We start from the raw sequence: 25,760 nt of genomic DNA on the forward strand, positions 1-25,760 counted from the left end.
GGCTGTCGGGAGGGGTGGCGCATGATCGTCTTCCATGAAAAGGGAGACGAAAAATGCACGACACCAATCTCATCGACCGCCTGCGCCGGGCCGTCGCCCGCCGCCGCACGGAAATGCTCATCGACGCGCTGCCGCCGGACATCCGCCGCGACATCGGCTGGCCCGGACCCCGCCGCACGCGGCTCAAGACCGGCTGGCCGCATCTGTGGACCCTCTGACGCGCCACGCGCCTCCTGACACAATGCTGTCAGGAGGCGTGGCGCATCATGCCAATTCACCGCTCCGCGAGAGGGACCGCCATGAGCCATCATCTGCCGAAGAACGCCGCCGTCTGGTTCGAAATCCCGGTCACCGACATGGGAAAGGCCAAGGCCTTTTACGCGACGGTCACCGGCCACGACCTGGAAGATCAGAAGGACGCGCCGAACCCGATGGCGAATTTCGCCGTCGCCAACATGCGCGAAGGCGTTTCGGGCCACATCTACCCCGGCAAGCCCGCCGCCCCCGGCACCGGCCCCACCATCCATCTCGCGGTCTCGGACCTCGAGGCCGCGATGGAGCGTGTGTCGCCCAATGGCGGACAGGTCGTCTCGCCCGTGATATCCATACCGGCCGGCCGCTTTTGCTATTGCCTCGATCCCGACGGCAACAGCTTCGGCCTGTTCAGTTGAGGATAAGGCCAGATGCGGCGCGCCGACCGGCTGTTCCAGATCGTGCAATATCTCCGCGGTGGCCGTCTGGTGACGGCGCACATGCTGGCCAAGCGGCTGGAAGTGTCCGACCGCACCATCTATCGCGACATCGCGGATTTGCAGTCGACCGGCGTGCCGATCGATGGCGAGGCAGGCGTCGGCTACATCCTGCGGGAAGGCTTCGACCTTCCGCCGCTGATGTTCACGCGTGACGAGATCGTCGCCCTCGTCGCCGGCGCGCGCATGGTGCGCGCCTTCGGCGGCGCGGCGATGGCGCGCGCGGCCGAGGAGGCGCTGGTCAAGATTTCGGCCGTCCTGCCCGACGCCGAGCGCAGCCGCATCGACCGCACCGAAATCCACATGCCGCTCTGGGTCGTCTCGGAAGAAGAGCGCCGGACGATCGACACGCTGGAACGCGCCGTCGAGGCGCGCCACGCCCTGAAGATCGACTATCGCGACGAGGCCGGCCAATCGTCCTGCCGCGACATCCGCCCGCTCGGCCTGTGGTTCTGGGGCAAGGTGTGGACCGTCGTCGCCTGGTGCGAGTTGCGCGGTGACTTCCGCGCCTTCCGCATCGACCGCATCGCCTCCATCGCCTGCGACGGCCGCGTCTTCAGGCATGAGCGCGGCAAGCAGCTCGCCGATTTCTACCGCCAGATGGAGCGCGACGAGGCCGCGCGCGACTGGGCGCATATCCGCTCGCAAAAGGCGACCTGACCACCTATCTCTCGGCTGAAACGATTGGTTGGAGCGAGGCGCATGAAATCGGGACCCGTTGCATTTCTTCTCTGGCTCTTGGGCCTCGTCGGCTTCTGCGGCCTCCACCGCTTCTACACCGGGCGTATCTGGACCGGCCTCCTCTGGCTCCTGACGCTGGGCCTGCTCGGCATCGGCCAGATCATCGACCTCTTCCTGTTGCCTTCCATGGTCCGCCAGGCCAACCTCGAACGCCGCGTCGAGACGATGGAGGCGGGGCGGCTGCGCTGAGACGTTTTATCGCGCAACGATCCGCGCCGCTCACCGTTGTCTGGCTGAACATCCGCAATCGGAAGAAAAGGGGAGATGACCCATGGCGATGACACGCAAGCAGGAAGAGCGCGCGCTCGACAAGGACGAGCGCGAATTGGTGGCGAAGTCGCACCATCCCGCCTTGCAGGATCTCGACGATAAGGAATTGTCCTCGCTGGTCAAGCTGTTGCGCGAACGGCGCGACAAGGCGGGCGGCGAGGTGCAGCGCCGGCGGCGCGAGATGCGCGGCAAGGCGGCGCCCAAGGGGGCCGAGCCGGCCGCGTCCGCATCCGGCAACAAGGCCAAGCTCGAAGTCCTCGCAACGGCGATGCGCCGCCTGAATTCCGAAGCGGCCCGGCGCGAGCGCATGGCGTCGCAGGTCTCGCAGGCGGAACTGTCGCAAAAGGCGCTGAAGCTGAAGCAGAAGGCCGATGGCGACGACGCGCCTGCCAACACTCGTCACGCCCACAAGGGAATGCGCAAGACCGCGTCAGATCGCCGCCAGAACCTGGTGCGGCCGATGGAGCTTGGCCGCCAGCGCAAGGCCGGGGCCGTGGCGCAGGCCAAACGCGACGCGAAGTAAAATCCCGGACACGAAAAAGGGCGCCGCGCGGCGCCCTTTTTGCATTCGATCGTCAACATGCTCAATAACGGTTGTCGTCCTCGTCTTCGTCCGGCTGGGTCGACTTCAGCGACGACAGCTTGGCGAAGACGGCATCGGCGTCGAGTTCCTGCTCGTCGCGATCCTCGCCCACCTCGAGAGACTCCGTCTCGCGCGCCGGAAGCAGCGTGCCGCCGACGGGCTCGGCCGCCGGCTGGCCGCGCGAGGCTTTCTGGACTTCGAGGTCGAGATCGATCTGCGAGCACAGGCCCAGCGTCACCGGGTCCATCGGCACGAGGTTGGCCGCGTTCCAGTGCTTGCGCTCGCGAATCTGCTCGATGGTCGACTTCGTCGTGCCGACGAGGCGCGAAATCTGCGCGTCTTTCAGTTCGGGATGGTTGCGCACCAGCCACAAAATCGCATTCGGCCGGTCCTGGCGCTTGGAGACGGGCGTGTAGCGCGGCGTACGGCGCTTGGTTTCAGGCACCCGGACCTTGGGTTCGGACAGCTTGAGGCGATGGTTCGAATCCGCCTCGCCCCTGGCAATCTCTTCGCGCGAGAGTTGGCCGGTCATGACCGGGTCGAGACCCTTGATGCCCTGCGCGGCCTCGCCATCGGCGATAGCCTTCACTTCGAGCGGATGCAGCGTGCAGAAATGCGCGATCTGATCGAAGGACAAAGCGGTGTTGTCGACCAGCCAGACGGCCGTGGCCTTGGGCATGAGAAGCGTGTTGGCCATGAATTAAATCCTTCCTGTTCGCCCGCGGTCCCTGCCGCGGGCGGTGGGCAGAGCCACCGATATTGGGAAAATCAACATGCCATATAACGAGATTTGGACCGTCTCGCAACAATCCTCGAACGCGGATGAAGCACGGCCGATCGGAGGTCGCGTGGGCGGCGCCGGTGCTGGCCGCCGCCGCTCACGCCTCAAAAGCCGCCTCAGGCGGCGGCGATCTCCATGCCGCCATCGTGCATGACGACGATCGGACTGCCATCGCGAACCTTGTCGTGGAGATGGATCACATCCTGGTTCAACAGGCGTATGCAGCCCGACGAGATCGAGTTGCCGATCGACCAGGGTTGGTGTGTACCATGGACGCGGTAAAGCGTATCGCGGCCGTTTTCGTGGATGTAGAGCGCGCGCGCACCGAGCGGATTGGTCGCGGACGGCGCCATGCCGCCATTGGCGATGCTGTACGGTTCCAGCTCCGGCTGGCGGGCGACCATGGAATCCGGCGGCGTCCAGCGCGGCCATTTGCGCTTGTAGGCGACGATGGCGCGGCCCTGCCAGGCGAATCCGTCGCGGCCGACGCCGATGCCGTAGCGTGTGGCCCGCCCGCCGGAGCCGACATGGTAGAGATACCGGGCGGCCGTATCGACGACGAGCGTGCCCGGCCGCTCCTCGGTGTCGTAATCGACCTCGGCCCGCCACCATTGCGGATCGACCTGATCGACGTCGACGGCGGGAACGGAGAATGGCTCCTCGGGGAGCGCATCGTACATAAGCGGCCGGATGCGCGGCGCGGGTTCGGGCGCAGGCGCCGGCGGGGCGACCTGCGGCTGGGGCGAGGAGACACACCCCGAAAGTACGAGCGAGCCGGCGCCCAGCATGAAAAAGCGGCGGCCGACGCGCCCGGCAATGCCGGGGCCGGGTGAAATGATGGTCATGATTGCCTCGAAGACTGAAGTGAGCGGTAAATCATGCGCCCGTGGCAGGGCGCGCGCGATGATCGGGCTCAAACCTTCGGGGGGCGTTCGATGCCCCAAGGTCGCAGGGACAGATCGAGGCTGTGTTCGATGCTCGCGCGGTCCGCGCCGCTATCATCGGCAGGAAGGGTCGCGTCCGCTTCGACGATGGCGCACATCGCATGGCAGGCGGCGGCGATGCCGTCCTGCGCGATCGCATCGGGGGCGGTCACCTGCGTGGCTTTCGCGCCCGCGGTCAGATGGCGACAAGTTTCGCTTCCGGCGCCCGGCCAGCCTCCAGCCTGCGCCGGCGCGGTGAAGGCGAGGCAGAAGGCGAGAATGAGGAACAGGGGCCGAAGGCAGGTCATGCCGTGTCGGGTAGAGGCACAAAGTGGCGAGAATGGTTCGGCATCGAATTGGATACGCTCCGCCCATGACGCTTTTGTTGACGCCGCCGCGCGGATGCCGGCTGGAAGTCGGCGCGGATATTCTCTAAAGGGAGCCCTCCCTCTCGCAGAAGAAAGCCGATTTTGTCGATCTCCAAGCACCAGAATTTCCAGGACCGCCGCGCTGCGGCCGACGCCGCCAAGAAAGAGCTTCTCGAAAAGTTCAAGGCGCGTCCAGCACTCGATTCGCCCGAAATGCGCGCCAAGCAGGCCGAGCGCGCACGCATCGCCGCCGAACGCGAAAAGCGCGCGGCCGAACGCGAGCAGGCAAGGCGCGCAAAGGCCGAGCGCCTCAAGCGCGAGGAAGAAGAACGCAAGGCCGCTGCCGAACTGGCCGCGAATGCCGATCGCCTTGCCAAGGAAGAAGCAGACAAGGCCCGTATCGAGCAGGTCATGCAATATGAAGCGGAGCGCAAGGCCGCGCGCGACGCCCGCTATGCAGCGCGCAAGGCGCGCAAGTAAGCTGAAGCGGCTCCCGGCGAGCGGGCCGCGCCCGCCGACATTGCGATTTTCCCATCCCGCTCACGCCGCGTCGAGCGGGTTGAAAATCCGCGCGCTGTCGGATGCGGATTGCCAAAGCTGCGGCGCGTGCTGCGCCTATTCGTCGGCTTGGCCGCGTTTTTCGACGGAGGACGAGGCGGCTCTTGCGCTCATTCCGCAATCGCTTGTCTCGGCCGACCTCACCGGCATGGCCTGCGACGGATCGCGTTGCGCGGCGCTGCGCGGCGAAGTCGGACATGCGACCGCCTGTTCCGTCTACGCGATCCGTCCGGTGGTCTGCCGCGAATGCGCGCCCGGCGGGGACGATTGCCTGATGGCGCGACGCGCCTATGGGCTCTGACCTGGACCTTCGCTGCCGGAGCTTTTTTCTGAACGCCCTTCACGCACCGGTCAGGCTCGCTTAACTTCATGTGAAGGCGCGACGGTCTATAGAGCGCTCATGACAGTTCGGAGTGCCGGATGAGAACGGCAACAGCATTTTTCGGAGCCTTGCTGCTCGTGGCGGCATTGGGGATCGGTTGGTGGTCGCCGATCGAGCGCACCGAGCCGATCGAGGTCAGCGCCATTCGTCCGAGCGCGCCGGAGCCGGCACCGTCCGAACCGGAGCCGACCCCCGCAGCGCCGGCCAGCACGGAGCCCGTGCCCGAAGAACCCGTCGAAAACGCCGAGCCCGAATTGCAGGCCGACATCTTCACCACGACTGCCAATGTGCGGCTGCGCAGCGGGCCGTCCTCCAATTTCGGCATCGTATGGACCGCACCTGCCGGAACGCGGGTGCGCTCGCTCCAGGTCGACGGCAACTGGCATTTCGTCACCACGCCCGACTATGAAGGCTGGATCTACAATCGCTATCTGAGTGCCGAAGCCCGCTAGGCGCGAAAAGGGCGTTTACCGGCACTGTTGGCGCGGCCCGCCGCCATAAGGCTGATAGGTGTTGTCTTCCGGGCGGTAGGAGCGGTAGCGGTCGAAGCAGGATTGGAGATGGCGCGACGTCATCTCGACATGGCGCCCGCTCGCAGATGCCGGTTCCGCAACGGGGAGGTTTCGAGCGGACGCCTGCACGACCATCGCGCCGCCTTCGCTCTGCGCTGCTTCGGTATAGGGCGAAACGCAGATCCTGCTGCCGCCGCTATAGGGCGTGTAGCTGTTCGTCTCGGGCCGATAGGAACGGTAGCGATCGGCGCACCATTGCAGATGCGCGACCGGCAATCCGGCATCGCGCATCTCATCCGCAGCCGACGGCAGTGCCGATCGGGTAGCGCTCGTCGTTATCTCGTCGATTGCCGGATCCGACTCGGGCCACGCCATCGGATCGGCGCTTGCCAGGGTGATCTCATTCGGCTCGCCGTCATCGTCGGCGATCATCGCCTCGGGTTCGACCGGAAGCGGCGCGGCTGCAATGCGCTCCAGATCCTGATCGTCCTGATCGATCGTCCTCGGCTCGGCGGTCCAGAGATCCGCCACATCCTGGGCCGGGCCGGCTTTCACGGCAACCGGCTTTGCGGACAACGTATAGGTGGCGAGCACGGCCCCTCCCGCGAACATGCCCAGCGACAGCGTGAATCCTGTGGCGGCGGCGAGAAGGGGTTTCATCGGGTTCTCCATTTCGTTGACTGAAGGGAGAATGCGAATCGGTATGCCCCGGTTCCCCGATTCGCCGTCCGGAAGGCCGCGGCGCCGCCGCCGCCCATGACGCGGCGGCGGTGCGAACCGGCATTCATGCGCGTGCGATCAGGCGACGTCGAGCACGATCTTGCCGACATGGTCGCCCTCCTCCATCCGCTCATGGGCGCGCCATGCGTCCTTCAGCGGGAAGATCATGTCCATCACCGGCGCGATCTCGCGCGAGGCCAGAAGCGGCCAGATGCGCGCCTCCAGTTCGGATGCGATCTTCGCCTTGAACTCGGTGGTGCGCGGGCGCAGCGTCGAGCCGGTATGGGTCAGCCGCTTGACCATCAGCTTGGAATAGTTCGCCTCGCCCGTGGCGCCGCTCATCGTCGCGATCTGGACGATCCGCCCGTCGATGGCGGCGGCGTCGTAATTGCGGCCGACATAGGAGCCGCCGACCATGTCGAGGATGACCTCGACGCCCTTGCCGCCGGTCGTCTCCTTCACCGCCGCGACGAAATCCTCCTCGCGGTAATTGATCGCCCGCACCGCACCGAGCGCCTCGCAAGCCTCGCATTTCTCCTTCGAACCGGCCGTGACGACGACCTTCGCGCCGAGCTTCGTCGCGATCTGGATCGCCGTCGTGCCGATGCCCGACGAGCCGCCATGGACGAGCAGCGTCTCGCCCGGCTGCAATCCGCCGCGCTGGAAGACATTGTGCCAGACGGTGAAGAAGGTTTCCGGGATCGCGGCGGCCTCGGTGAAGGTATAGCCATGCGGGATCGGCAGCGCGTTGGTCTCGTGGACGCGGCAATATTCGGCATAGGCGCCGCCCGGCGTCAGCGCCGTGACGGCATCGCCGACGCGCCAGCGCGTGACGCCCGGCCCGACGGCGGCGACTTCGCCGGCGGCTTCCAGTCCCGGCAGGTCGGAGGCATCGGGCGGCGGCGGGTAGGCGCCCTTGCGCTGCTGGATGTCCGGCCGGTTGACGCCCGCCGCCCTGACGCGGATCAGGATCTCGCCCGCGCGCAATTGGGGCAGGCCGCGCCGCTCAGGTTTCAGGACGAGCGGTCCTCCGTGCTCGGTGATCGCGATCGCGGTCATCTTTTCCGGCAGGCTCTGGCTCATCTGTCGCTCCTTCGGGGGATTTGATCGGCAAGGTCTCCTTATGTAGGTTTAGCCGGTTGCGATCAAACCGGAGAAATGCGCCATGGCCATTTTCGACGACGAACCGATCCGAAAGACGCCGATTCACGAAATCGGACAGGATCTGTCGCTGCTGTCGGTCGGTGAACTGGGCGACAGGATCGAGGCGCTGAAGGCGGAGATCGCCCGCCTCGAAGCCGACATGGCGGGCAAGAGTTCCACGCGCTCGGCCGCCGAGGCGCTCTTCAAGCGGACATGACGGGCGAAGGCGTGCGCGGATATCTCCTGAGGCGACGGTTTTGCCGATGCGGCTGTCGCACCCGCGCCGTCAAAACGACGTAAAGGGTCTATTGTCCCGGCGCCTCGATGCCGCTTCGAACGCTATGAGATTCGCCTGATGTTCATGTCCTTCCGCCCCGTCCTGTCTCTGCTCTGGGGCACCGCCTTCCTGCTTGCCGGATCGGGCCTGCATGGCCTCATCCTGCCGTTGCGCGGCCAGGCGGAAGGATTCTCGACGACGGCGCTCGGCCTGCTCGGCACGGCCTGGGCGGTCGGCTTCGTCGCCGGCTGCTATCTCGCGCCGCGCCTCGTGCGCAAGGTCGGGCATGTGCGCGCCTATGGCGCTTTCGCCGCCTCGGCCTCCATCGTCGCGCTGATGACCGGCATCTGGATCAACGAATATGCCTGGATCATCCTGCGCATGTTCACCGGCTTCGCCATGGCCGGCGCCTTCATGGTCATCGAAAGCTGGCTCAACGAGCGCTCGTCGAACGAGAACCGCGGCACGGTCTTCGGCCTCTACATGATGGTCACCTACGCCTCGATCATGGCCGGCCAGATGGTCGTCGCCTCGGCCGACATCGGCAACGGCTCGCTGTTCATGATGGCCGGCATCCTGTTCTGCGCCTCGCTGATCCCGACCGCGATCTCCTCCGCCATGGCGCCGAAGCCCCTGCAAAGCGTCTCGCTCGACCTCAAGGGCCTTTACCGCAACTCGCCGGTCGCCTCCGCCGCCTGCCTCCTCGTCGGCATCGCCAACGGCGCATGGGGCACGCTCGGCGCGGTCTATGGCGCGCGGATCGGCATCTCGACCTTCGAGATCGCGCTGATGATGAGCCTCGTGGTGCTGGCCGGCGCGCTGGCGCAGATGCCGGTCGGGCGGCTCTCCGACCGGATGGACCGGCGCTACGTGCTGGCCGGCGCGGCGGCCGGCTGCGGCGTCATCGCGCTCCTGATCTTCGTCGCCATGCCGCGCTCGGGCATCGCCGTCCTCGTCATGACGGCGGCCTACGGAATGCTCGCCTATACGCTCTATTCGATCGCCGTCGCGCACGCCAACGACCATGCGAGCCCGGAGGATTTCGTCAAGGTGTCGGGGGGGCTGCTGCTGCTCTACGGCTTCGGCACCATGATCGGCCCGATCCTCGGCGCGCCGCTGATGGACTATATGCGGCCCGAAAGCCTGTTCCTGGCGACGGCGCTGCCGCATTTCGTGCTGGCCGGCTACACGCTCCTGCGCATCTCGCGCCGCGCGCCGGTGCCGATCGAGGATCGCGAGGCATTCAAGACGCTGCCGTCCGAACGCGCCGTCACGCCGCAGGCCGTGCTGCTCGACCCGCGCAGCGACATGGACGACGAGGCCGACACGGCCGAACGCCAGGACGCCGCATGAGCCGCGCCGACGCCTTCGCGGCCATCGCCGACGCCAACCGGCGCCACCTTCTGGAGGAATTGCGGCGCGGCCCGAAGACCGTCAACGAACTGGCGCAGGGGCTGCCGGTCTCGCGGCCGGCCGTCTCGCAGCATCTGAAGGCGCTGCGCGATGCAGGTCTGGTATCGGTCACCACCGAGGGCACGCGCCGCGTCTACCGTGTCGAGGAGGCGGGATTCCTGAAGCTCAATTTGTGGCTGGACCAGTTCTGGCAGGGCTGAACGTCCCTGAAAAAACGAAGCCGGCGGCGCTGGCGCCACCGGCAGGTTGCCTTGTCTGACTTTCGCACCGGTTCGCCCGATGCGCCGAGCGAACGCCGCTCAGTGTCGGGTCGGATGCGACCGGAGTTTTTCCATTTCGTCCTTGAGGGCCAGCTTTCGCCGCTTGAGGGTGGCGATTTCGAGCGGATCGGTCGACGGATGCAGCATCGCCTCGTCGATCCGGCGTTCGATGTCGCCGTGTTTACGCTGGAGTTCCTGCAAGTGGGACGCAAGAGACATTCCGGGCTCTCCCTTCCTGGTTCCTCGTTTGCGTGCCTGCCGTCCGGCTCCCGGCGGGAACCGGATATGACAGCACGATGACAGTCTGCCACCGCTTTCGAAACCTGTCGAACATCTCGTAGTAGCATTTGCTGACGATTCGACATGTGCTATGAATCGACGACGAGGACTGTGCGACGCGCGGCCTGCACCCGCGAGCGCCGCTCGCATTCTTTAGACGGTGAAGATGTCGGAACAGGATCAGGCGGAGATTCGTCTCGAATTTGCCCGGACCAAGCAGGAACATGCGGATTTCGACGCGGCCATCAACGCCATGATGAAGGTCGGCTGCGACCCGCTCCAGATCCAGCGCATGAAGAAGAAGAAGCTCGCCCTCAAGGACAGACTGTCCAAGCTGGAAGACGGCATCATCCCCGACATCATCGCCTGACAGGCCGGACGGAGCATCGCCATGGCCGACCAACGCGCCCCAATCGCCATCATCATGGGCAGCCAGTCCGACTGGGCCACGATGCGCCACGCGGCCGAGACGCTGGCCGCGCTCGACCTCGCATATGACGCGCGCATCGTTTCCGCCCACCGCACGCCCGACCGGCTCTACGATTTCGCCAGGGGCGCTAAGGCGGATGGTTTCAAGGTGATCATCGCCGGCGCCGGCGGCGCGGCGCATCTGCCGGGCATGACGGCGGCGATGACGCCGCTGCCGGTTTTCGGCGTGCCGGTCGAATCGAAGGCGCTTTCGGGGCAGGATTCGCTTCTCTCCATCGTCCAGATGCCGGCCGGCATTCCCGTCGGCACGCTCGCCATCGGCAAGGCCGGCGCGATCAACGCCGCGCTGATGGCCGCAGCCGTGCTGGCCTTGAGCGACGACGCGCTCGCCGGACGGCTCGACGCCTGGCGGGACAGGCAGACGAAGGCCGTGGCCGAACGGCCGAAGGACGAGGCATGAGCGCGCTCAGGCCCGGCGCGACGATCGGCATCATCGGCGGCGGCCAGCTCGGCCGGATGCTGGCCATGGCGGCGGCCCGGCTTGGCTACCGCACGGTCATCCTCGACCCCGAGGGCGACTGCCCGGCCGCCCAGGTGGCGAACGAACAGATCGTCGCCGCCTATGACGACGCGCACGGGCTGGCGCGGCTCGGCGCGGCGAGCGACGTCGTCACCTACGAATTCGAGAACGTGCCGGTGGAAGCCGCGCGCAGCCTTGCCGCCGGCCACGCCGTCCATCCGCCGCCGCGCGCGCTCGAAGTCGCGCAGGACCGGCTGACGGAAAAGGAGTTTTTGAACAAGGCCGGCATCCCCACCGCGCCCTTCCGCGCCGTCGACAGCGGCGCTGAGCTTGCCGATGCGCTCGACCTGATGGGCGGCTCGGGCGTCCTGAAGACGCGCCGCCTCGGCTATGACGGCAAGGGCCAGAAGGTCTTCCGCGACGCCGGCGGCGACCAGGCGCACGGCGTCTATGAGGGCATGGGCGGCGTGCCGCTGATCCTCGAGGGCTTCGTGCCCTTCGCGACCGAAATCTCGGTCGTCGCCGCGCGCGGCCAGGGCGGGACGAAAGCCGCCTTCGACCCGGCCGAGAACCTCCATCGCGGCGGCATCCTGAAAAGCTCGACGGTGCCCGCGAAAGTCGCGCCCGAGACGCTGGAAGCCGCGCGCGCGGCGACCTTCCGCATCCTCGACGCGCTCGACTATGTCGGCGTCATCGGCGTCGAGTTTTTCGTGCTCGGCGACGGCTCGGTCATCGCCAACGAAATCGCCCCGCGCGTCCACAATTCCGGCCACTGGACCGAAGCCGCCTGCACCGTCTCGCAATTCGAACAACACATCCGCGCCATCACCGGCCTGCCGCTCGGCGACCCGAAACGCCACTCGGATTGCGTGATGGAGAATCTGATCGGCGATGAGGTGGGGCAGGCGGAAGCACTGCTGACGGAGCCGGATCTGGTGCTGCACCTTTATGGGAAGAGCGAAGCCCGGCCCGGGCGCAAGATGGGGCATTTTACGCGGGTGATGCGGAGCGGGGGTGAGAAGCGGCGATAAGCCGGTCAAAGCGATCGTTCGCAACTGGAACATTGGCGCACGATCGCGGCAGCGATTTCCGGAATGTCTTTTGCGGGCAACTCATGCCCCCGACCTTCGAGTAATACCAGTTCAGTTCCGGGCACGGCTTCGAATGTTCGATAGGCAGCCTTCACGGAGATGATCGGATCCTCGGTTCCGTGAATCACCAGAACGGGGAGTTTCAACGAAGCTGCCGTCAGGCTTTGATCCATCCCCCCGCCTATTGCCGAATGATTGAACGCACTCTGAATTGAAGAAGTCCGATCCAATTCGCCCCGTATCCGCTCCAACGCGGCTTTTTCATCGAACGGTATGGCCGGACCACTGCTCAGTCTTGCAATACCGAGCATGAAATTTTCGACAGCGTTTTGATCCGACCAGTCCAGACCTGCCATCTGACCAAAATGGTCCATGAACTCGACCGCTATCCCCTCTGCTTCGTAGTCGAGCCCGACGGGTTCTGACGCAATCAAGGTTAGCGTCCTCACCCGTTCAGGATACCTCAGCGCCAGAATCTCCGACAGATAGCCGCCAAGCGACATCCCCACGAGATGCACATCCTCCACTCCATATGCATCCAGGATAGCCAGTATGTCACCAACCAGATCATTCAGATCGTAGCAAACATTTCCAGGTGCATTCGTGGTGGAAAGGCCAGTGTCGCGATGATCGAATCGAATGACGCGATATCCGGCGGCCGACAGGTGGTCGATCAATTTCTCCGGCCACCAAAGCATCGAAGCCGTTGCCCCCATCACAAGTAGGATCGTCCCGCGCCTCGCTGTTCCTCTCGCTTCGGTAGCGATCCTGATGCCTTTATTATCAACGAATTGCACAGCACTCTCCAACTTCGGCTCCCGTAGCGTCGCGTATGTTACGACCTGGTTCATCGAAATGCGTTGTCATTCGATGGAGGCGACGTAACCGACCACATAAAGCGAGAACGCCCACCATTCCACTCGCCCCGCACAAGCGACTCCAGTTGACAGCCCGGCTGCTCCTCCGCTATGAGCCAGCGCAACGATTTCAGGCGCGTCCTCGTGGCGCGTCGTTTCAGTTTGGCGCCCGATAAAGGGCAATAAGAAAAAACGGGCAGACCCATGAAGATCAAGAACTCGCTCAAGGCGCTCAAGGGCCGTCACCGCGAAAACCGCCTCGTGCGCCGCAAGGGCCGCATCTATGTGATCAACAAGTCCAACCCGCGCTTCAAGGCGCGCCAGGGCTGATCCGCAGCGGTCCCGTCGGGGACTGCGAGCGGAGGTTCGAGGCGGACTTCCCGCCTCACGGACATTTCAGTTTGACGTTCCGCATGTCGGGCATACCATGCCTGTCATGCGGAACGTTTTGTCATGCGCGCTCGTGATTCTCCTCTCCACCGGCCTTGCCCATGCAGCCGGGGAGAGCGAAGCGGTCGCGGCACCGGCGATCGAGCGTTCAGCCGGCTCTTCCCTCGACGACCTCTTCCACGATTTGAAACGCAGCGGCAACGAGGCGGCGGCGGCGCGGATCGCGAGCCGTATCCAGCGCGAATGGACCCGCTCGGGCAGCCGCTCGATCGATCTTCTGATGCAATGGGCCTCGGTCGCGATGCAGGCGCGCAAGTTCGACACCGCGCTCGATCTTCTCGACCAGGTGGTGACGCTGTCGCCCGATTATGCCGAGGGCTGGAACCGGCGCGCCACCGTCCACTTCATGATGAACAATTACGCGCTCTCCATGTCGGACATCGACCGCACGCTGCGTCTCGAACCGCGCCATTTCGGAGCGCTGGCGGGCATGGCGCAGATCCTTCAGCGCACCGGGCGCAAGGAACCGGCCTTGAAGGCCTATGAGCGCGTGCTAGATGTCTATCCGATGATGCGCAACGCGCAGGATCAGGTCGGCACGCTCGCCGACGAACTGGCCGGCGAAGGCATCTGAGTTTCCCGCAACCGAACCGGGATCGCCGCGCGCAATCCGGTGCCCAACGGACAAGCATCGCGACCGCATGAACCTCCTGACCGCCGCGGCGGCCTTCTTCCTTGCCCTGATCCTGATGTTCGTCGGCGTCACCCGCGTCGGCGCGTGGCTGATCGAGCGCCGCAACCCGCCGATCGGGACCTTCACCACCGTCAACGAGACGCGGATGCATCATCTGCATCTGCGCGCGCAAGGCGAGGCGGACCTGCCGCCGGTGCTCTTCATCCATGGCGCGAGCGGCAATCTGCGCGACCAGATGCTCCCGGTGCGCGCCGCGCTCGAAGGACGGGCCGAGCTTCTGTTCCTTGACCGGCCGGGCCATGGCTGGTCGGCGCGCGGGCCGGGCAATAACGAGACGCCCTTCGGCCAGGCCGCGACCATCGCCGCCTTGATGGACGAACTCGATATCGAGGACGCCATCGTCGTCGCGCATTCCTTCGGCGCGGCGGTGGCGACGTCGCTGGCGCTCGACCATCCGCAAAAGGTGCGCGGGCTGGTGCTGCTCGCGCCCGCCAGCCATCCCTGGCCGGGCGGCGACACGTCCTGGTACTATGATCTGGCGGCACGGCCCTTCGTCGGCCGGCTGTTCGTCGAGACGCTGGCTTTGCCGGGCGCGTGGGCGAGGATGCGCGCCGCCTCGCAATGCGTCTTCTCGCCGAACGCGCTGTCCGAAACCTATCTCGACGAGGCCGGCATCGCGCTTCTCCTGCGCCCGGCCACCTTCCGCGCCAACGCCATCGACGTCGCAGGGCTCTACGAACACGCACTGGCCGCCTCGCCACGCTATGGCGAGATCGATGCGCCGACGGTGGTGATCTCGGGCGACCGCGACACCGTCGTCTTCGAGGAGATCCATTCGGGCGGTCTGATCCGCGACATTGCCGGCGCCGAGGGGGTGTGGGTGCGCAATCTCGGCCACAAGCCCGACTGGTTGGCGCCCGAGCTGACGGTCGCCGCCGTCGAGAAACTGGCCGGGCGCGACATCGACCTTCAGGCCCTCTCGCTGATCGTTCAGGACCGCATCGCCGGCGACGCCTTCAATGTCGAAACCTGCGCCGAACCCGTCGAACCGCAGGCCGCGCCCGCCACTTAACGTTTTCTTCTGGCTTTATGGTCCAGCTTGCGCCTCGGGGAAAACGCGGTCGAGACGGGGCATGACTGGCGAAGACGAGAAAAATGGCGCGCGAAGCGACCTTTGGGCGCACGCGATCGATCGCGCGGGGCTCGGCGTGTGGGATGCCGATCTTGCCAGCGGCGGCTGCTATTACTCGCCGAGCTGGTTGCGGATGCTCGGCTATGCGCCGGGCGAACTGCCCGACGATCCCGATCTGTGGCTGACGCTGCTTCATCCCGACGACCGCGAACACGCCCTTGCCAGCGGCGACCGGCATATCGCCGGACTGTCCGAGCGCATCGATACCGAAATGCGCCTGCGCCACAAGGACGGGCACTGGGTATGGGTTCTCGATCGCGGCGGCATCGTCGCCTGGGACGAATCGGGAAAGCCCTCGCGCGTGGTCGGCGTGCAGACCGACATCACCCGCCGCAAGCACGCCGAAGACCGCCTCGCCCAGATCAACGCCCGTTTTCGCCTCGCACTCGCCGCCAGCGGCACCGGCATCTGGCATCACGATTTCGAAACCCGCACCAGCTTCTGGGATGCGCGCACGCACGGAATATACGGGCTGCCGGCGATCGACGGAGAAGTCCCGCTCGACTACTGGAGCGCGCAGCTTCATCCGCAGGACCGCGAACGCGCCGAACGCGAGCACATGATGCCGCGCGAAACCGGCGAGACGGTTCAATTACGCTACCGGATGATCCGGGCGGACGGCGAAGTCCGGCATATCGAGACGCTGGTCTGCTTCGTTGCCGAATTCGGCGGGGCCGGACAGTTCGTCGGCACGGTGCGCGACGTCACCGACGCCTGCCTGCGCGAAGAGGCGCTGGACCATGCCGCCCGTCACGACCAGCTCACAGGGCTTCTGAACCGGAGCGCATTCGACGTCGAACTCGCCGCCGCGCTGGCGGGCGCCGCCGAACGTCATTTCGCGATCTACTATATCGACCTCGACTACTTCAAGGCGCTGAACGACTTCGCCGGTCATGCCGCCGGTGACCGTGCCTTGCAGATCATCGGCGGCATCATCGCCAACGCCCTTCCCGAAGGGGGCATCGCCGCGCGCCTCGGCGGCGACGAGTTCGCCATCCTCGCGCCCATTGCGAAAGGGCAGGACATGGCCGGCCTCGGGCGCGCGATCCTGAGCGAGATCGCCGACACCTCTTTCGGCGGGAATGCAGGTTCGCCCAAGCTCGGTGCCAGCATCGGCTATGCGCTGATCTGCGACGCCGCGATTTCGCCCGCCGACGCGCTCGCCCGCGCCGACGACGCCTGCTACGCCGCCAAGGCGTCGGGACGCAATCGCTGCATGGCATTCGGCGAGGGACCCGGCGCCTCCACCTCGGGCCTCACCGCGGCGCGCATCGTGTCGGAGACCATCGATGCGATGGAGGACGGCCGGCTGCTCCTCTTCGGCCAGCAGATCCACATTCTGGGGCAACCGTGGAGCGTTTCGCACCGCTGCGAGGTTCTGGCGCGCCTCGTAGATCGGAACGGCAAGCTCATCGCGCCCGCCGCCTTCATCCCCGCCGCCGAACGCTTCGGCATGGCGGCGCGTCTCGACAGATGGATCGTCCGCACCGCCCTCCAGCGCCACGGCAACGCCATGCGCGGCGAGGGCGACCTGGTGCTCGGCTTCAATCTGTCGGCGCAGACGCTCAGCGACCCGGGCCTCTGGCAGTTCGTCGACCGCGAGGTCGAATCCTCGCAGGCGAGCCATTCCAATCTCGTCTTCGAGATCACCGAAACGGCAGCCGTCACCAATTTCCAGGCGGCCGAGCGCTTCGTCCATGCCGCGCGCGAACGCAAGTGCCGGGTCAGTCTCGACGATTTCGGCTCGGGCCTCAGTTCGTTCGACTATCTGCGCCGCTTCCCGGTCGACAGCATCAAGATCAATGGCGATTTCGTCGAGAACCTTGCCGGTTCGGCATTCGACCAGGCCGTCGTGCGCGCGATCAACGACGTCGCCAAGGCGATCGGCCTGACCGTCGTGGCCGAGAAGATCGAGGATGACGGGACGCTGGCGCTGCTGGCCGGCCTCGGCATCAGGTACGGGCAGGGCTTCTTCCTGCACCGCCCCGAACCGCTCGATGACATCGTGACAAGTCTGGAACGCGGCCGCGCCGCCATGTGAACTTCTTGCGGCTCCTATATGACGAGGCCGGTCCCTCTATCCGAACTGTCTGACATCATCGCTTACCTCGAAAGTGTTCCGGCAACTGAATGAACACCGGAGCGGCAGTCGCTTCGGACGAATGCGAAGCCGTCGCGGCACCAGGGCTGATGGTCAGCATCGGCAACCACGATGACGGTCGGGCATTGCTGTTCGGTTGGCACTGTCAGCCAAACGATTTCGCCGTCCGGTAAAATGCGAACGATGATTTTCACGGCCTGTTACCGCGCGCATCCGATCTTGATGCCCAAGGCTGGGGATCAACATGATGTTGAAGCGCTTTGCAGTTTCGGAGAGCGGTAATTTCGCGGCGATCTTTGCCATCGCCGCGATTCCGGTGGTGACGGCAGTGGCTGGTGCGGTCGATATCGCACAGACACAGCGCAAGGCATCGCAGGTGCAGCAGGCACTCGATGCGACGGCGCTCGCTATGGCCAATCTGGAGATGAACGGTACCGTGCCGACCGTGGCGCAGGCAGAGGCCTATTTCCAGGCCAATCTCGCCAACTGGTCAGGCGCGTATCCCGATTTCAGCTACATCGCGCCGACGAACCCGGACAGTTTCGCTGTCCTTCTGGTGGATTTGCAGGCGCAGGCGATCCTCGGCGAGGCGGCGGAGGGCGAACTCGTCCGCGGTGTCACCGCCTCGTTCCGGCACGAGGGGATCACGTCCTTTTCGGTGGAATGGAACGTCACGCGGCAGGCGAGCGTGCGCATGGCGGCTGGATTGCCGGCCTGCATTCTGGCGCTCAATCGAACAGCCGCGTCGGCTGTCAAGATCCAGGGGTCGACCGAAGTCAGCATGGCGCATTGCGTGTTGGCGGCAAATTCGAGCGCGGAAGGCGCGATATCGCGCGGCGGCGCAGCGAAGATCAAGGCCGAATGCGTGACGACCGTGGGTACCGTCAACGGCTTCGGTTCCAGTCTCGCCGACCTCGAATGCGAAGCCCCGCTGGAGCGTCGCTGGCAAAGCACGGACCCCATGAGGGACGTTACCATTCCCAGTTACACGAACTGCCAGAAGGCCGTCGGCACCGGCAAGGCAAAATCGTTGAAGCCAGGCACCTATTGCGGCGAGCGCATTTCAGGTGAGGTCGTGATGGAGCCCGGCACCTACATCCTGCGTGGCGGCAGCATCAGCCTGAACGGCAATGGCTCGCTCACCGCGCCCGGTGTCACCATCTTCCTGCTCGACGATGCGGCCATGTCGATCGGCGCAAACCAGATCGTGCAGCTTTCGCCGCCGACCAGCGGGACTTACAAGGGTATCAGCGTCTATCAGGAGCAGGGCAACAGAAACGCCATGCAGATTCTGGGCACGTCCGGCTCGGCGGTTTCGGGCATCATCTACGCGCCCTCGGCGCATGTGCAGTTCGCCGGCAACGCCACCGCCAATGCCGCCCCCGAATGCCTGCGCATCATCGCCGATACGATCGAAATGACCGGTAATTCGACTTTCGAGAGCGACTGCGAGGACGAATTTGCGGGTCGCAAGATCGAAGCCGAGGCCTCGCTCTCCCTGATCCGTTGACAAAGCGACCTCGATGCGCAGAGCCGGAAAGCCCATGGATATTTACGGACTTTTCACATTGCAGTCGGCTTTCGACGGCATTGCTTGCCGGACCAAATGGTCTCAGGGGAACCCGGTGCAGTTCCACAGTCACATGCCGAGAGCGTTCATGTACAAGTCGAGAATGGCTTCCGCTTCCTCGCGCTCGGCCTTGTCCTGCTTGCGGATTCTGATCAGTTGCCGGACCGCCTTGACGTCGAATCCGGTGCCTTTGCACTCCGCGTAAACTTCCTTGATATCGTCGGCGAGCGCCTTCTTCTCCTCCTCCAGGCGTTCGATACGTTCAATGAAAGAGCGCAGCTGCCCGGCGGCAACGGCTTGGGAGGAATCGCTTACTTCGTCTGCCATTATGTTCGGTCCTAGTCGCTTGATAGGTGTCGTCGTCGAGCTGAGGCTCCGGTGCATCGCCAGCGCCATGAAATGGAAATCCGCCTCGCCGGACCGGACCCGTCGAGTCGCCGGGGGAGGGATCGGGCGCTTGATTGCCTCAGCCGCGCGGCAGGGTCAATGGTCTTTCGGCCGCGCCGCCTCGAAAGCCGCCTTCTGTGATGCGCTCGCCTCGCTCTGGTGCTTTGCCTGCCATTCGGCATAGGGCATCCCGTAGACGATCTCGCGCGCCTCGTCCTTGGAGAGCGCCGCCCCGTCCGCCTCGGCGGCATCGCGATACCAGTTAGACAGGCAGTTGCGGCAGAAGCCGGCAAGGTTCATCAGGTCGATGTTCTGGACGTCGCTGCGCTCGCGCAGATGCGTCAGGAGCCGGCGGAAGGCAGCAGCCTCATAGGCTTGGCGTTGCGTGTCGGTGAGTTCCGTCATCATCTCATCCTTCGAAGATCGGGCCGGTGCGCGAGCCGAACTGCTGCGCGACGTGAATGTCGGGCCGACCGTTGATCGCGTCAAGGATCGGCGCCAGCCGGTCGGCCCAGGCGTCGGCGCCGGCCTGGTCGGCGATGAGGTCCTGGCGGATTTCGATCAGCAGGTGGGCATAGCCCTCGACGATGGCGTGCTTGAACATGGTGTCGCCGCGCAGTGCACCGTCATAGGGCTCGTTGTCACCGACCGTCAGCGCCGGATCGGCGCGCAAAGCGGCCAGCATCGGCTCGACGGCGCGCGGGTCCGAATCCCACAGGATGCCGATCTCCCAGGGTCGGGGCTTGCCCTGCATGTGCGGCGTGAAGGAATGGATGGAGACGATGAAGGGCGCCGCCGCGCTCGCATGGGCGACGGAAGAGACCAGCGCGCCGACCGCGTCGTGATAGGGCCGGTAGTAGCGCTCCAGCCGGCGCGCGCGCTCGGTTGCGCTCATCGGATAATTGGCCGGAACGATGGTGCCGTCATAGAGCTGGCGGATCAGCGTCGGATCGTCCTCGCCGCGATTGGGATCGATCAGCAGCCGCGAATAGGTTGCCATTGCACCGGGGGCGCGAAGCCGGGCGGCCAGCCCGCGCGTGACCATCTCGACACCGATGTCATAGGCGATATGGCGGGCGAATTCGCTCGCGGGCAGGCCCAGATCGCCATATTCGTCGGGCAGCGCGTTGCGGGCGTGATCGGCCAGAAGGACGATGCCGCGCGTGCGGTCCCCCTCGACCAGTTCGACGGGATTGAAGAGAGCGTCGCGCGTCATCGAATGGCGGATCCTCTTGAGGGGCGGGCAGGCAGAGCCTGTCATGGACGAAAGATCGGGTGCGGCGCAAGGCTGGTGCAATGTCCTTCATGCGACAAGATCGTCGCTGACGATCGGCCTAAATCGATTTGTCCTGCGTCCTTCGCGCGTTGACAAGGTCCGGCGGATTGCCGAAAAGGTTGAAACCATGCTGATTTCACGCTTCATGCGCACCCTTTCTCCCGTCGCGCGGCGGTATCGAAGGCGCGCGCCGCTTCTGGCGATCCTGGCGGGTCTGGGTTTCGGCGCGAGCGCCGCTCCCGCCCTTGCCGATTTCCGCGTCTGCAACGCGACGCAAAGCCTCGTCGGCGTCGCCATCGGCTATCGCGCGCAGGCGGGCTGGGTGACCGAAGGCTGGTGGCATATCGAGGCGTCGAGTTGCAAGACGCTGATCGAGGGCGCGCTCGCCTCGCGCTACTACTATCTCTATGCCGAGGACGCCCAGCGCGGCGGGCGCTGGGAAGGCGAGATCAACATGTGCGTGGCCGAGCGGGAGTTCAAGATTTCCGGCCCGGGCGACTGTTTCGCACGCGGTTTCCAGCGCGCCGGATTCCAGGAATACGACACCCGCGAACAATCGAGCTGGATGGTGCAGTTGACGGACGAGCCGGCCGGCAACGGACTGCCGGCCGTGACCGGCGGCGCGGCCCCGGCCAATGGCGCGACGCCCAACCAGACCTCAAACGGCGCGACGCCGGATGGCACCCAATGAGACGCAGCCGCAAGGTCAAGATCCTCGCAACGCTCGGCCCGGCCTCTTCCGACGAGGCGATGATCCGCAAGCTCTTCGATGCGGGCGCCGACGTCTTCCGCATCAATATGAGCCATTCGAGCCACGAACTGATGCGCACGCTGGTCGAGCGGCTGCGCAAGGTCGAGGCGGAGGTGCAGCGCCCGATCGGCATCCTGGCCGATCTGCAAGGGCCGAAGCTGCGCGTCGGCAAGTTCAAAAACGGCGCGGAGACGCTCGAGATCGGCCAGAGTTTCACGCTCGACGACGACACGGCGCCGGGAACGAAAGCCCGTGTCCAGCTTCCGCATCCCGAAATTCTCTCCTCCGTCCAGCCGGGCCACCGGCTGCTGATCGATGACGGCCGGCTGGCGCTGCGCGTGGAAAAGACCGACGGGCGCAAGGTGCGTTGCACCGTTTTGTCCGGCACCAAGATTTCGGATCGCAAGGGCGTCTCGCTGCCCGACACCGAACTGCCGGTCGGCGCGCTGACCGAGAAGGACCGCAAGGACCTCGATGCGGTTCTGGCGACCGGCGTCGACTGGGTCGCTCTGTCCTTCGTCCAGCGGCCCGAGGACATCGCCGAAGTGCGCAAGATCGCGCGTGGCCGCGCCGCGATCATGTCGAAGATCGAGAAGCCGCAGGCCGTCGCGCGGCTCGCCGAGATCATCGAACTGTCCGATGCGCTGATGGTGGCGCGCGGCGATCTCGGCGTCGAGATGCCGCTCGAAGCCGTGCCCGGCATCCAGAAGCAGATCACACGGGCGGCGCGCCGCGCCGGCAAGCCGGTCGTCGTCGCGACCCAGATGCTCGAATCGATGATCTCCGCACCGGTGCCCACACGCGCCGAGGTCTCGGACGTGTCGATCGCGGTCTTCGAGGGCGCCGACGCCGTCATGCTTTCGGCCGAATCGGCCGCCGGGCAATATCCGGTCGAGGCCGTCGCGACGATGAACGCCATCGCCGTCCAGGTCGAACGCGATCCGCTCTATCCGGGCATCATCAATGCCCAGCGCACCGAGCCCGAAGCGACCGGACCGGACGCGATCGCGCTCGCCGCGCGCCAGATCGCCGACACGCTGAACCTTTCCGCCATCGTCTGCTACACCGGATCGGGCACGACCGGCCTGCGCGTCGCGCGCGAACGGCCGCAGGTGCCGATCATCGCCCTGTCGCCGGTCATCGAGACCGCGCGGCGCCTGTCGCTGCTTTGGGGCACGCATTGCGTGGTGACCGATGATGCGAGCGATCTCGACGACGTCGTCGACCGCGCCTGCCGCATCGCCCACCGCGAGGAATTCGGCGGGCCGGGCGATCGCATCATCATCACCGCCGGCGTTCCGCTGCGAACGCCCGGCGCGACGAACATGCTGCGCATCGCCTATATCGCATCGGACGGCAAGAGCGGGCTGTAGGCCCGCTTTTCCAGATCGCCCTCAGCGCGCCAGCGCCGCGACGCCCGGCAGTTCCTTGCCTTCCATCCATTCGAGGAACGCGCCGCCGGCCGTCGAAACATAGGAAAAGCCGTCGGCCGCACCCGCCTGATTGAGGGCGGAAACGGTATCGCCGCCACCGGCGACGGAAACGAGGTTGCCGGCGCGTGTCTCGGCGGCCGCAAAGCGCGCAGCGTCCATCGTCGCCTTGTCGAAGGGCGCGATCTCGAACGCGCCGAGCGGCCCGTTCCAGACCAGCGTCGCAGCGCGGCCGATCCATTCCTTGATCCGGATGACGGATTGCGGCCCGGCGTCGAGGATCATTGCATCGGCGGGAACGTCTTCCACCGGAACCGTCTCGCTCGTCGCACCCGCCTTGAATTCGCGCGCGACGACGGCGTCGACCGGCAGGATGATCGCGCAGCCGGCCTGCGCCGCCTCGGTCATGATCGTCCTGGCGGTGCCGGCAAGGTCGTGCTCGCACAGCGATTTGCCGACATCCGTGCCGCGCGCGGCGAGGAACGTGTTGGCCATGCCGCCGCCGATGACGAGCGCGTCGACCCTGGTGACGAGGTTCATCAGGAGGTCGATCTTGGTCGACACCTTGGCGCCGCCGACGATCGCGACCACAGGCTTTTGCGGCTTGCCGAGGCCCTTTTCCAGCGCTTCGAGTTCTTCCTGCATCGTTCGCCCGGCAAAGGCCGGCAGGAGATGCGCAAGACCCTCGGTCGAGGCGTGGGCGCGGTGCGCGGCGGAAAAGGCATCGTTGACGAAAAGATCGCCGTTTGCGGCCAACGCCCTGGCGAATTCGGGGTCGTTCTTCTCCTCGCCCTTGTGAAAGCGGGTGTTTTCCAGCAGCAGGATGTCGCCCTCGTCCATTTCGGCGATCGCGGCCGCCGCCGTCTCGCCGATGCAGTCGGATGCGAAATGGACGGCACGGTCGACGACTGCCTCCGCCGCGCGTGCGATGGGCTCGAGCGACATGTCGGCGACCACGGTGCCCTTGGGGCGACCGAAATGCGCGAGCAGGATCACCTTGGCTCCCATGTCGGAAAGTTCGGTGATGGTCGGCGCAACCCGTTCGATGCGGGTGGCGTCGGAGACCGAACCGTCGTCGTTGAGCGGCACGTTGAGATCGACGCGCACGAGCACGCGCTTTCCCTTCGCGTCGATGTCGTCCAGCGTGCGGAATGCGGCCATGTTCTCGTCCTTCGCGGCTATGCGGAAAATCGGCCGGACAATAGCGCCTGCCGGGACTGGCGCAAGCCTTCAGCCGCGCGGGTCTTCGTTCGCCCCGTTCTTGGGCGTGGGGCGCAGCCATCCGCCGACGAGGCCGAAGATTTCGCGCAGCGACAGGAAAGCCGGAATCTGCGGTTCGCGCTGTTCGGGCTCCAGCGAAACGCCGACGGAGATGATGTCGCCATCCTGGTCTGTGTCGCGCACGATCAGTTCGACCGGCCCGACCGAGACGCGGTCCGCATATTCGGCGCGGCCACCAAGCCGCGCGACCATCAGTTCGCTGATGGACATCTCCTCCTCGCCCTGGCGCAGCGATGGGCCGTAGGCGGCCTCGAGGTCCCGTGCCGGCCGTTTCGGATCGATCGCAAAGGCGCCGAAGAATTCGGCGTCGTCGCCATCCACCGGCGCTGGGCTGGCGAAGAGGCGGTCGAGCAGGCGCGGATAGCGCGACGAGATGAAGAGATAGACATAGTCGCCCGCGCGTAACCGGCCGGCATATTGATAGCGCATCGACTGACCCTCGCGGATGACCAGCGAGGGACGCGCCCAGCGCGGCACGCGCTCTCCCTTGGCGACCGGCGAATTGGTGACGACGCGATAGACCAGAAGCTCGTGATTGGCGGTGCCGGGCAGTTCCAGTTCGACCTTGTCGACGGGACCGATGCGCGGCGGCACGACGAGGCCGAGCCGCTTGGCCAGCGGATTGATGGTCCAACCCTGGACGAGCAGGGAGACGAGAACGATGATGAAGGCGTAGTTGAAGAACATCGAGCCCGTTTCGAGTTCGCCCAGAAGCGGGACGAGCGCGAGCAGGATCGACACCGCGCCGCGCAGGCCGACCCAGGAAATGAAGGCGGTTTCGGCGCGCGGGAAGTTGAACGGCAGCAGCGACAGCCAGACGGCCAGCGGCCGGGCGATGAAGATCAGCACCAGCGCGAGCGCCACGGCCGACACGCCGATGGCCGGGAAATCGGAAGGCGTCGCCAGAAGCCCGAGCATCAGGAACATGATGATCTGCGCCAGCCAGGACATGCCGTCCTGAAAGCGCTTCAGCGTCGGCGCGGAGCGGATGTTGCGGTTGCCGGCATAAAGACCGGCGACATAGACCGCGAGAAAGCCCGAGCCGCCGATGGCGCCGGTGACCGAAAAGACGAGCAGCGACAAGGCGAGCACGAAGATCGGCGACAGGCCACGCTCCATCTTCAGCCGGTTTACCAGGAAGACGATCATCGCCCCGCCGGCAAGCCCGGCAGCAAGGCCGATGCCCATCTGGGTGACGAACAGGGTCAGGATCTCGACGCCGATCGCCTCGAGCCCGGCGCCCTGCGCGATCAGTTCGACGATGGCAATGGTGAGGAAGATGGCCATCGGATCGTTCGAGCCCGATTCGACTTCGAGCGCGGAGCGCACCCGGTCGCGGATCTGGATGCCGCCGATGCGCAGCAGGAAGAACACGGCGGCCGCATCGGTCGAGCCGACGATCGCGCCGAGCAGAAACGATTCGAGCATCGGCAGGCCGATGACGTAATGCGCGAAAAGGCCGAAGAAGCCGGCCGTCAGGACCACCCCCAGCGTGGCCAGCGTGATCGCCGGGCCGGCCGCCTGCCGGAACGCCTGGATCGACGTGCCGAAGCCGGAATCGAACAGGATGACGGCGAGCGCCAGCGAGCCGATGAAATAGGCGATGCCGGCATTGTCGAAGCTGATGCCGAGCCCGTCGACGCCGGCGGCAAGACCGATGCCCAGAAACAGGAGCAGCAAGGGGGCGCCGAAGCGGAAGGCGAGCAGGCTCGAAAAGGCGGCGACCAGCACGAGCAGCGTGCCGACCAGGGTGATGAGATAGATCCCCTCGAGCATTCGCGCCTATGTCCCCTCTTTTTCCCCTGCCCGGCGGCAGGCCATCGGATATTTCG

At 65.7% G+C, this 25,760-nt stretch carries 33 protein-coding genes; 21 read left to right on the forward strand and 12 right to left on the reverse strand.

Annotated features, from left to right (window positions below):
• Nucleotides 1–53: 53 nt before the first annotated feature.
• From PZ895_RS12255 to PZ895_RS12275, 5 genes are all read left to right on the forward strand, one after another.
• Nucleotides 54–218: a hypothetical protein gene (locus PZ895_RS12255; RefSeq protein WP_275839277.1), complete on the forward strand. Its 165-nt coding sequence runs from the start codon at nt 54–56 to the stop codon at nt 216–218.
• Between the two features lie 81 nt (nt 219–299).
• A complete protein-coding gene (locus tag PZ895_RS12260; protein ID WP_275839278.1) occupies nt 300–671 on the forward strand; it encodes a VOC family protein in 372 nt (123 codons plus the stop codon).
• 12 nt (nt 672–683) lie between these two features.
• A complete protein-coding gene (locus tag PZ895_RS12265; RefSeq protein ID WP_275839279.1) occupies nt 684–1,409 on the forward strand; it encodes a YafY family protein in 726 nt (241 codons plus the stop codon).
• A gap of 42 nt (nt 1,410–1,451) precedes the next feature.
• Nucleotides 1,452–1,679 carry an NINE protein gene (locus PZ895_RS12270; RefSeq protein ID WP_275839280.1) on the forward strand — a complete coding sequence of 76 codons (228 nt, stop codon included), beginning with the start codon at nt 1,452–1,454 and terminating at the stop codon, nt 1,677–1,679.
• 82 nt (nt 1,680–1,761) lie between these two features.
• Nucleotides 1,762–2,283, forward strand: a complete 522-nt coding sequence (locus PZ895_RS12275) for a hypothetical protein (protein ID WP_275839281.1) — start codon at nt 1,762–1,764, stop codon at nt 2,281–2,283.
• A gap of 61 nt (nt 2,284–2,344) precedes the next feature.
• On the opposite strand, the gene PZ895_RS12280 is transcribed toward PZ895_RS12275, so the two are convergent.
• The 3 genes from PZ895_RS12280 to PZ895_RS12290 all read right to left on the reverse strand — a co-directional run bounded on the left by PZ895_RS12280 (nt 2,345) and on the right by PZ895_RS12290 (nt 4,355).
• On the reverse strand, nt 2,345–3,040 hold the full coding sequence (locus PZ895_RS12280) for a DUF1013 domain-containing protein (protein ID WP_275839282.1): 696 nt from the start codon (nt 3,038–3,040) through the stop codon (nt 2,345–2,347).
• A 200-nt stretch (nt 3,041–3,240) separates the two neighbouring features.
• Nucleotides 3,241–3,969 carry a L,D-transpeptidase gene (locus PZ895_RS12285; RefSeq protein WP_275839283.1) on the reverse strand — a complete coding sequence of 243 codons (729 nt, stop codon included), beginning with the start codon at nt 3,967–3,969 and terminating at the stop codon, nt 3,241–3,243.
• Between the two features lie 68 nt (nt 3,970–4,037).
• On the reverse strand, nt 4,038–4,355 hold the full coding sequence (locus tag PZ895_RS12290) for a hypothetical protein (RefSeq protein WP_275839284.1): 318 nt from the start codon (nt 4,353–4,355) through the stop codon (nt 4,038–4,040).
• 162 nt (nt 4,356–4,517) lie between these two features.
• On the opposite strand from PZ895_RS12290, the gene PZ895_RS12295 reads away from it, so the two are divergent.
• The 3 genes from PZ895_RS12295 to PZ895_RS12305 all read left to right on the forward strand — a co-directional run bounded on the left by PZ895_RS12295 (nt 4,518) and on the right by PZ895_RS12305 (nt 5,807).
• Nucleotides 4,518–4,895 carry a DUF6481 family protein gene (locus tag PZ895_RS12295; protein WP_275839285.1) on the forward strand — a complete coding sequence of 126 codons (378 nt, stop codon included), beginning with the start codon at nt 4,518–4,520 and terminating at the stop codon, nt 4,893–4,895.
• 85 nt (nt 4,896–4,980) lie between these two features.
• Nucleotides 4,981–5,274 carry a YkgJ family cysteine cluster protein gene (locus PZ895_RS12300; RefSeq protein ID WP_275839788.1) on the forward strand — a complete coding sequence of 98 codons (294 nt, stop codon included), beginning with the start codon at nt 4,981–4,983 and terminating at the stop codon, nt 5,272–5,274.
• Between the two features lie 119 nt (nt 5,275–5,393).
• A complete protein-coding gene (locus PZ895_RS12305; RefSeq protein WP_275839286.1) occupies nt 5,394–5,807 on the forward strand; it encodes an SH3 domain-containing protein in 414 nt (137 codons plus the stop codon).
• Nucleotides 5,808–5,822: 15 nt separating this feature from the next.
• Here the strand turns inward: PZ895_RS12305 and PZ895_RS12310 are convergent, their stop codons facing one another.
• Both PZ895_RS12310 and PZ895_RS12315 read right to left on the reverse strand, forming a co-directional pair.
• Nucleotides 5,823–6,527: a BA14K family protein gene (locus PZ895_RS12310; RefSeq protein ID WP_275839287.1), complete on the reverse strand. Its 705-nt coding sequence runs from the start codon at nt 6,525–6,527 to the stop codon at nt 5,823–5,825.
• A gap of 138 nt (nt 6,528–6,665) precedes the next feature.
• On the reverse strand, nt 6,666–7,670 hold the full coding sequence (locus tag PZ895_RS12315) for an NAD(P)H-quinone oxidoreductase (RefSeq protein ID WP_275839288.1): 1,005 nt from the start codon (nt 7,668–7,670) through the stop codon (nt 6,666–6,668).
• Between the two features lie 82 nt (nt 7,671–7,752).
• On the opposite strand from PZ895_RS12315, the gene PZ895_RS12320 reads away from it, so the two are divergent.
• The 3 genes from PZ895_RS12320 (at nt 7,753) to PZ895_RS12330 (ending at nt 9,620) form a co-directional block, all read left to right on the forward strand.
• On the forward strand, nt 7,753–7,947 hold the full coding sequence (locus PZ895_RS12320; protein WP_275839289.1) for a DUF1192 domain-containing protein: 195 nt from the start codon (nt 7,753–7,755) through the stop codon (nt 7,945–7,947).
• A 138-nt stretch (nt 7,948–8,085) separates the two neighbouring features.
• On the forward strand, nt 8,086–9,360 hold the full coding sequence (locus PZ895_RS12325; protein WP_275839290.1) for an MFS transporter: 1,275 nt from the start codon (nt 8,086–8,088) through the stop codon (nt 9,358–9,360).
• The gene (locus PZ895_RS12330; RefSeq protein WP_275839291.1) at nt 9,357–9,620 is read left to right on the forward strand and encodes a metalloregulator ArsR/SmtB family transcription factor; all 264 of its coding nucleotides are present in this window, start codon (nt 9,357–9,359) and stop codon (nt 9,618–9,620) included. The genes PZ895_RS12325 and PZ895_RS12330 overlap by 4 nt, the downstream gene beginning before the upstream one ends.
• A gap of 99 nt (nt 9,621–9,719) precedes the next feature.
• Here the strand turns inward: PZ895_RS12330 and PZ895_RS12335 are convergent, their stop codons facing one another.
• Complete coding sequence (locus PZ895_RS12335) at nt 9,720–9,899, reverse strand: DUF465 domain-containing protein (RefSeq protein ID WP_275839292.1); 180 nt, start codon at nt 9,897–9,899, stop codon at nt 9,720–9,722.
• Nucleotides 9,900–10,125: 226 nt separating this feature from the next.
• Here PZ895_RS12335 and PZ895_RS12340 point away from each other — a divergent pair, with 226 nt between their 5' ends.
• From PZ895_RS12340 to PZ895_RS12350, 3 genes are read left to right on the forward strand one after another with little or no spacing between them, the layout of a single operon-like run.
• Entirely contained in the window at nt 10,126–10,329 is a 204-nt protein-coding gene (locus PZ895_RS12340; protein WP_275839293.1) for a YdcH family protein, read from the forward strand.
• A 21-nt stretch (nt 10,330–10,350) separates the two neighbouring features.
• A complete protein-coding gene (gene purE / locus PZ895_RS12345) occupies nt 10,351–10,848 on the forward strand; it encodes a 5-(carboxyamino)imidazole ribonucleotide mutase (RefSeq protein ID WP_275839294.1) in 498 nt (165 codons plus the stop codon).
• On the forward strand, nt 10,845–11,939 hold the full coding sequence (locus tag PZ895_RS12350) for a 5-(carboxyamino)imidazole ribonucleotide synthase (protein ID WP_275839295.1): 1,095 nt from the start codon (nt 10,845–10,847) through the stop codon (nt 11,937–11,939). The genes purE and PZ895_RS12350 overlap by 4 nt, the downstream gene beginning before the upstream one ends.
• A 5-nt stretch (nt 11,940–11,944) precedes the next feature.
• Here the strand turns inward: PZ895_RS12350 and PZ895_RS12355 are convergent, their stop codons facing one another.
• Entirely contained in the window at nt 11,945–12,850 is a 906-nt protein-coding gene (locus PZ895_RS12355) for an alpha/beta hydrolase (protein ID WP_275839296.1), read from the reverse strand.
• A 210-nt stretch (nt 12,851–13,060) separates the two neighbouring features.
• Here PZ895_RS12355 and ykgO point away from each other — a divergent pair, with 210 nt between their 5' ends.
• The 5 genes from ykgO to PZ895_RS12380 all read left to right on the forward strand — a co-directional run bounded on the left by ykgO (nt 13,061) and on the right by PZ895_RS12380 (nt 18,743).
• On the forward strand, nt 13,061–13,186 hold the full coding sequence (gene ykgO, locus PZ895_RS12360) for a type B 50S ribosomal protein L36 (protein WP_252911966.1): 126 nt from the start codon (nt 13,061–13,063) through the stop codon (nt 13,184–13,186).
• A 106-nt stretch (nt 13,187–13,292) separates the two neighbouring features.
• On the forward strand, nt 13,293–13,880 hold the full coding sequence (locus PZ895_RS12365; RefSeq protein WP_275839297.1) for a tetratricopeptide repeat protein: 588 nt from the start codon (nt 13,293–13,295) through the stop codon (nt 13,878–13,880).
• Nucleotides 13,881–13,947: 67 nt separating this feature from the next.
• A complete protein-coding gene (locus tag PZ895_RS12370; RefSeq protein WP_275839298.1) occupies nt 13,948–15,012 on the forward strand; it encodes an alpha/beta hydrolase in 1,065 nt (354 codons plus the stop codon).
• Nucleotides 15,013–15,073: 61 nt separating this feature from the next.
• Entirely contained in the window at nt 15,074–17,173 is a 2,100-nt protein-coding gene (locus PZ895_RS12375) for an EAL domain-containing protein (RefSeq protein WP_275839299.1), read from the forward strand.
• Between the two features lie 304 nt (nt 17,174–17,477).
• Nucleotides 17,478–18,743, forward strand: coding sequence for a pilus assembly protein TadG-related protein (locus tag PZ895_RS12380; RefSeq protein WP_275839300.1), 1,266 nt, complete (start codon nt 17,478–17,480; stop codon nt 18,741–18,743).
• 129 nt (nt 18,744–18,872) lie between these two features.
• Here the strand turns inward: PZ895_RS12380 and PZ895_RS12385 are convergent, their stop codons facing one another.
• From PZ895_RS12385 to PZ895_RS12395, 3 genes are all read right to left on the reverse strand, one after another.
• Entirely contained in the window at nt 18,873–19,130 is a 258-nt protein-coding gene (locus tag PZ895_RS12385; RefSeq protein ID WP_275839301.1) for a DUF2312 domain-containing protein, read from the reverse strand.
• A gap of 156 nt (nt 19,131–19,286) precedes the next feature.
• Nucleotides 19,287–19,595: a DUF1244 domain-containing protein gene (locus PZ895_RS12390; RefSeq protein WP_275839302.1), complete on the reverse strand. Its 309-nt coding sequence runs from the start codon at nt 19,593–19,595 to the stop codon at nt 19,287–19,289.
• A gap of 4 nt (nt 19,596–19,599) precedes the next feature.
• The gene (locus PZ895_RS12395) at nt 19,600–20,406 is read right to left on the reverse strand and encodes an N-formylglutamate amidohydrolase (RefSeq protein ID WP_275839303.1); all 807 of its coding nucleotides are present in this window, start codon (nt 20,404–20,406) and stop codon (nt 19,600–19,602) included.
• Between the two features lie 187 nt (nt 20,407–20,593).
• Here PZ895_RS12395 and PZ895_RS12400 point away from each other — a divergent pair, with 187 nt between their 5' ends.
• On the forward strand, nt 20,594–21,157 hold the full coding sequence (locus PZ895_RS12400) for a DUF1036 domain-containing protein (protein ID WP_275839304.1): 564 nt from the start codon (nt 20,594–20,596) through the stop codon (nt 21,155–21,157).
• A complete protein-coding gene (pyk, locus tag PZ895_RS12405) occupies nt 21,154–22,590 on the forward strand; it encodes a pyruvate kinase (RefSeq protein WP_275839305.1) in 1,437 nt (478 codons plus the stop codon). The genes PZ895_RS12400 and pyk overlap by 4 nt, the downstream gene beginning before the upstream one ends.
• A 21-nt stretch (nt 22,591–22,611) precedes the next feature.
• On the opposite strand, the gene PZ895_RS12410 is transcribed toward pyk, so the two are convergent.
• Together PZ895_RS12410 and PZ895_RS12415 are read right to left on the reverse strand one after the other, a co-directional pair.
• The gene (locus PZ895_RS12410; RefSeq protein ID WP_275839306.1) at nt 22,612–23,808 is read right to left on the reverse strand and encodes a phosphoglycerate kinase; all 1,197 of its coding nucleotides are present in this window, start codon (nt 23,806–23,808) and stop codon (nt 22,612–22,614) included.
• Between the two features lie 69 nt (nt 23,809–23,877).
• The gene (locus PZ895_RS12415; RefSeq protein WP_275839307.1) at nt 23,878–25,704 is read right to left on the reverse strand and encodes a potassium/proton antiporter; all 1,827 of its coding nucleotides are present in this window, start codon (nt 25,702–25,704) and stop codon (nt 23,878–23,880) included.
• Between the last annotated feature and the right edge of the window lie 56 nt (nt 25,705–25,760).

Source organism: Mesorhizobium sp. YIM 152430 (genome assembly GCF_029210365.1).
In the GTDB taxonomy this organism is placed as follows: Bacteria; Pseudomonadota; Alphaproteobacteria; order Rhizobiales; family Rhizobiaceae; genus Aliihoeflea.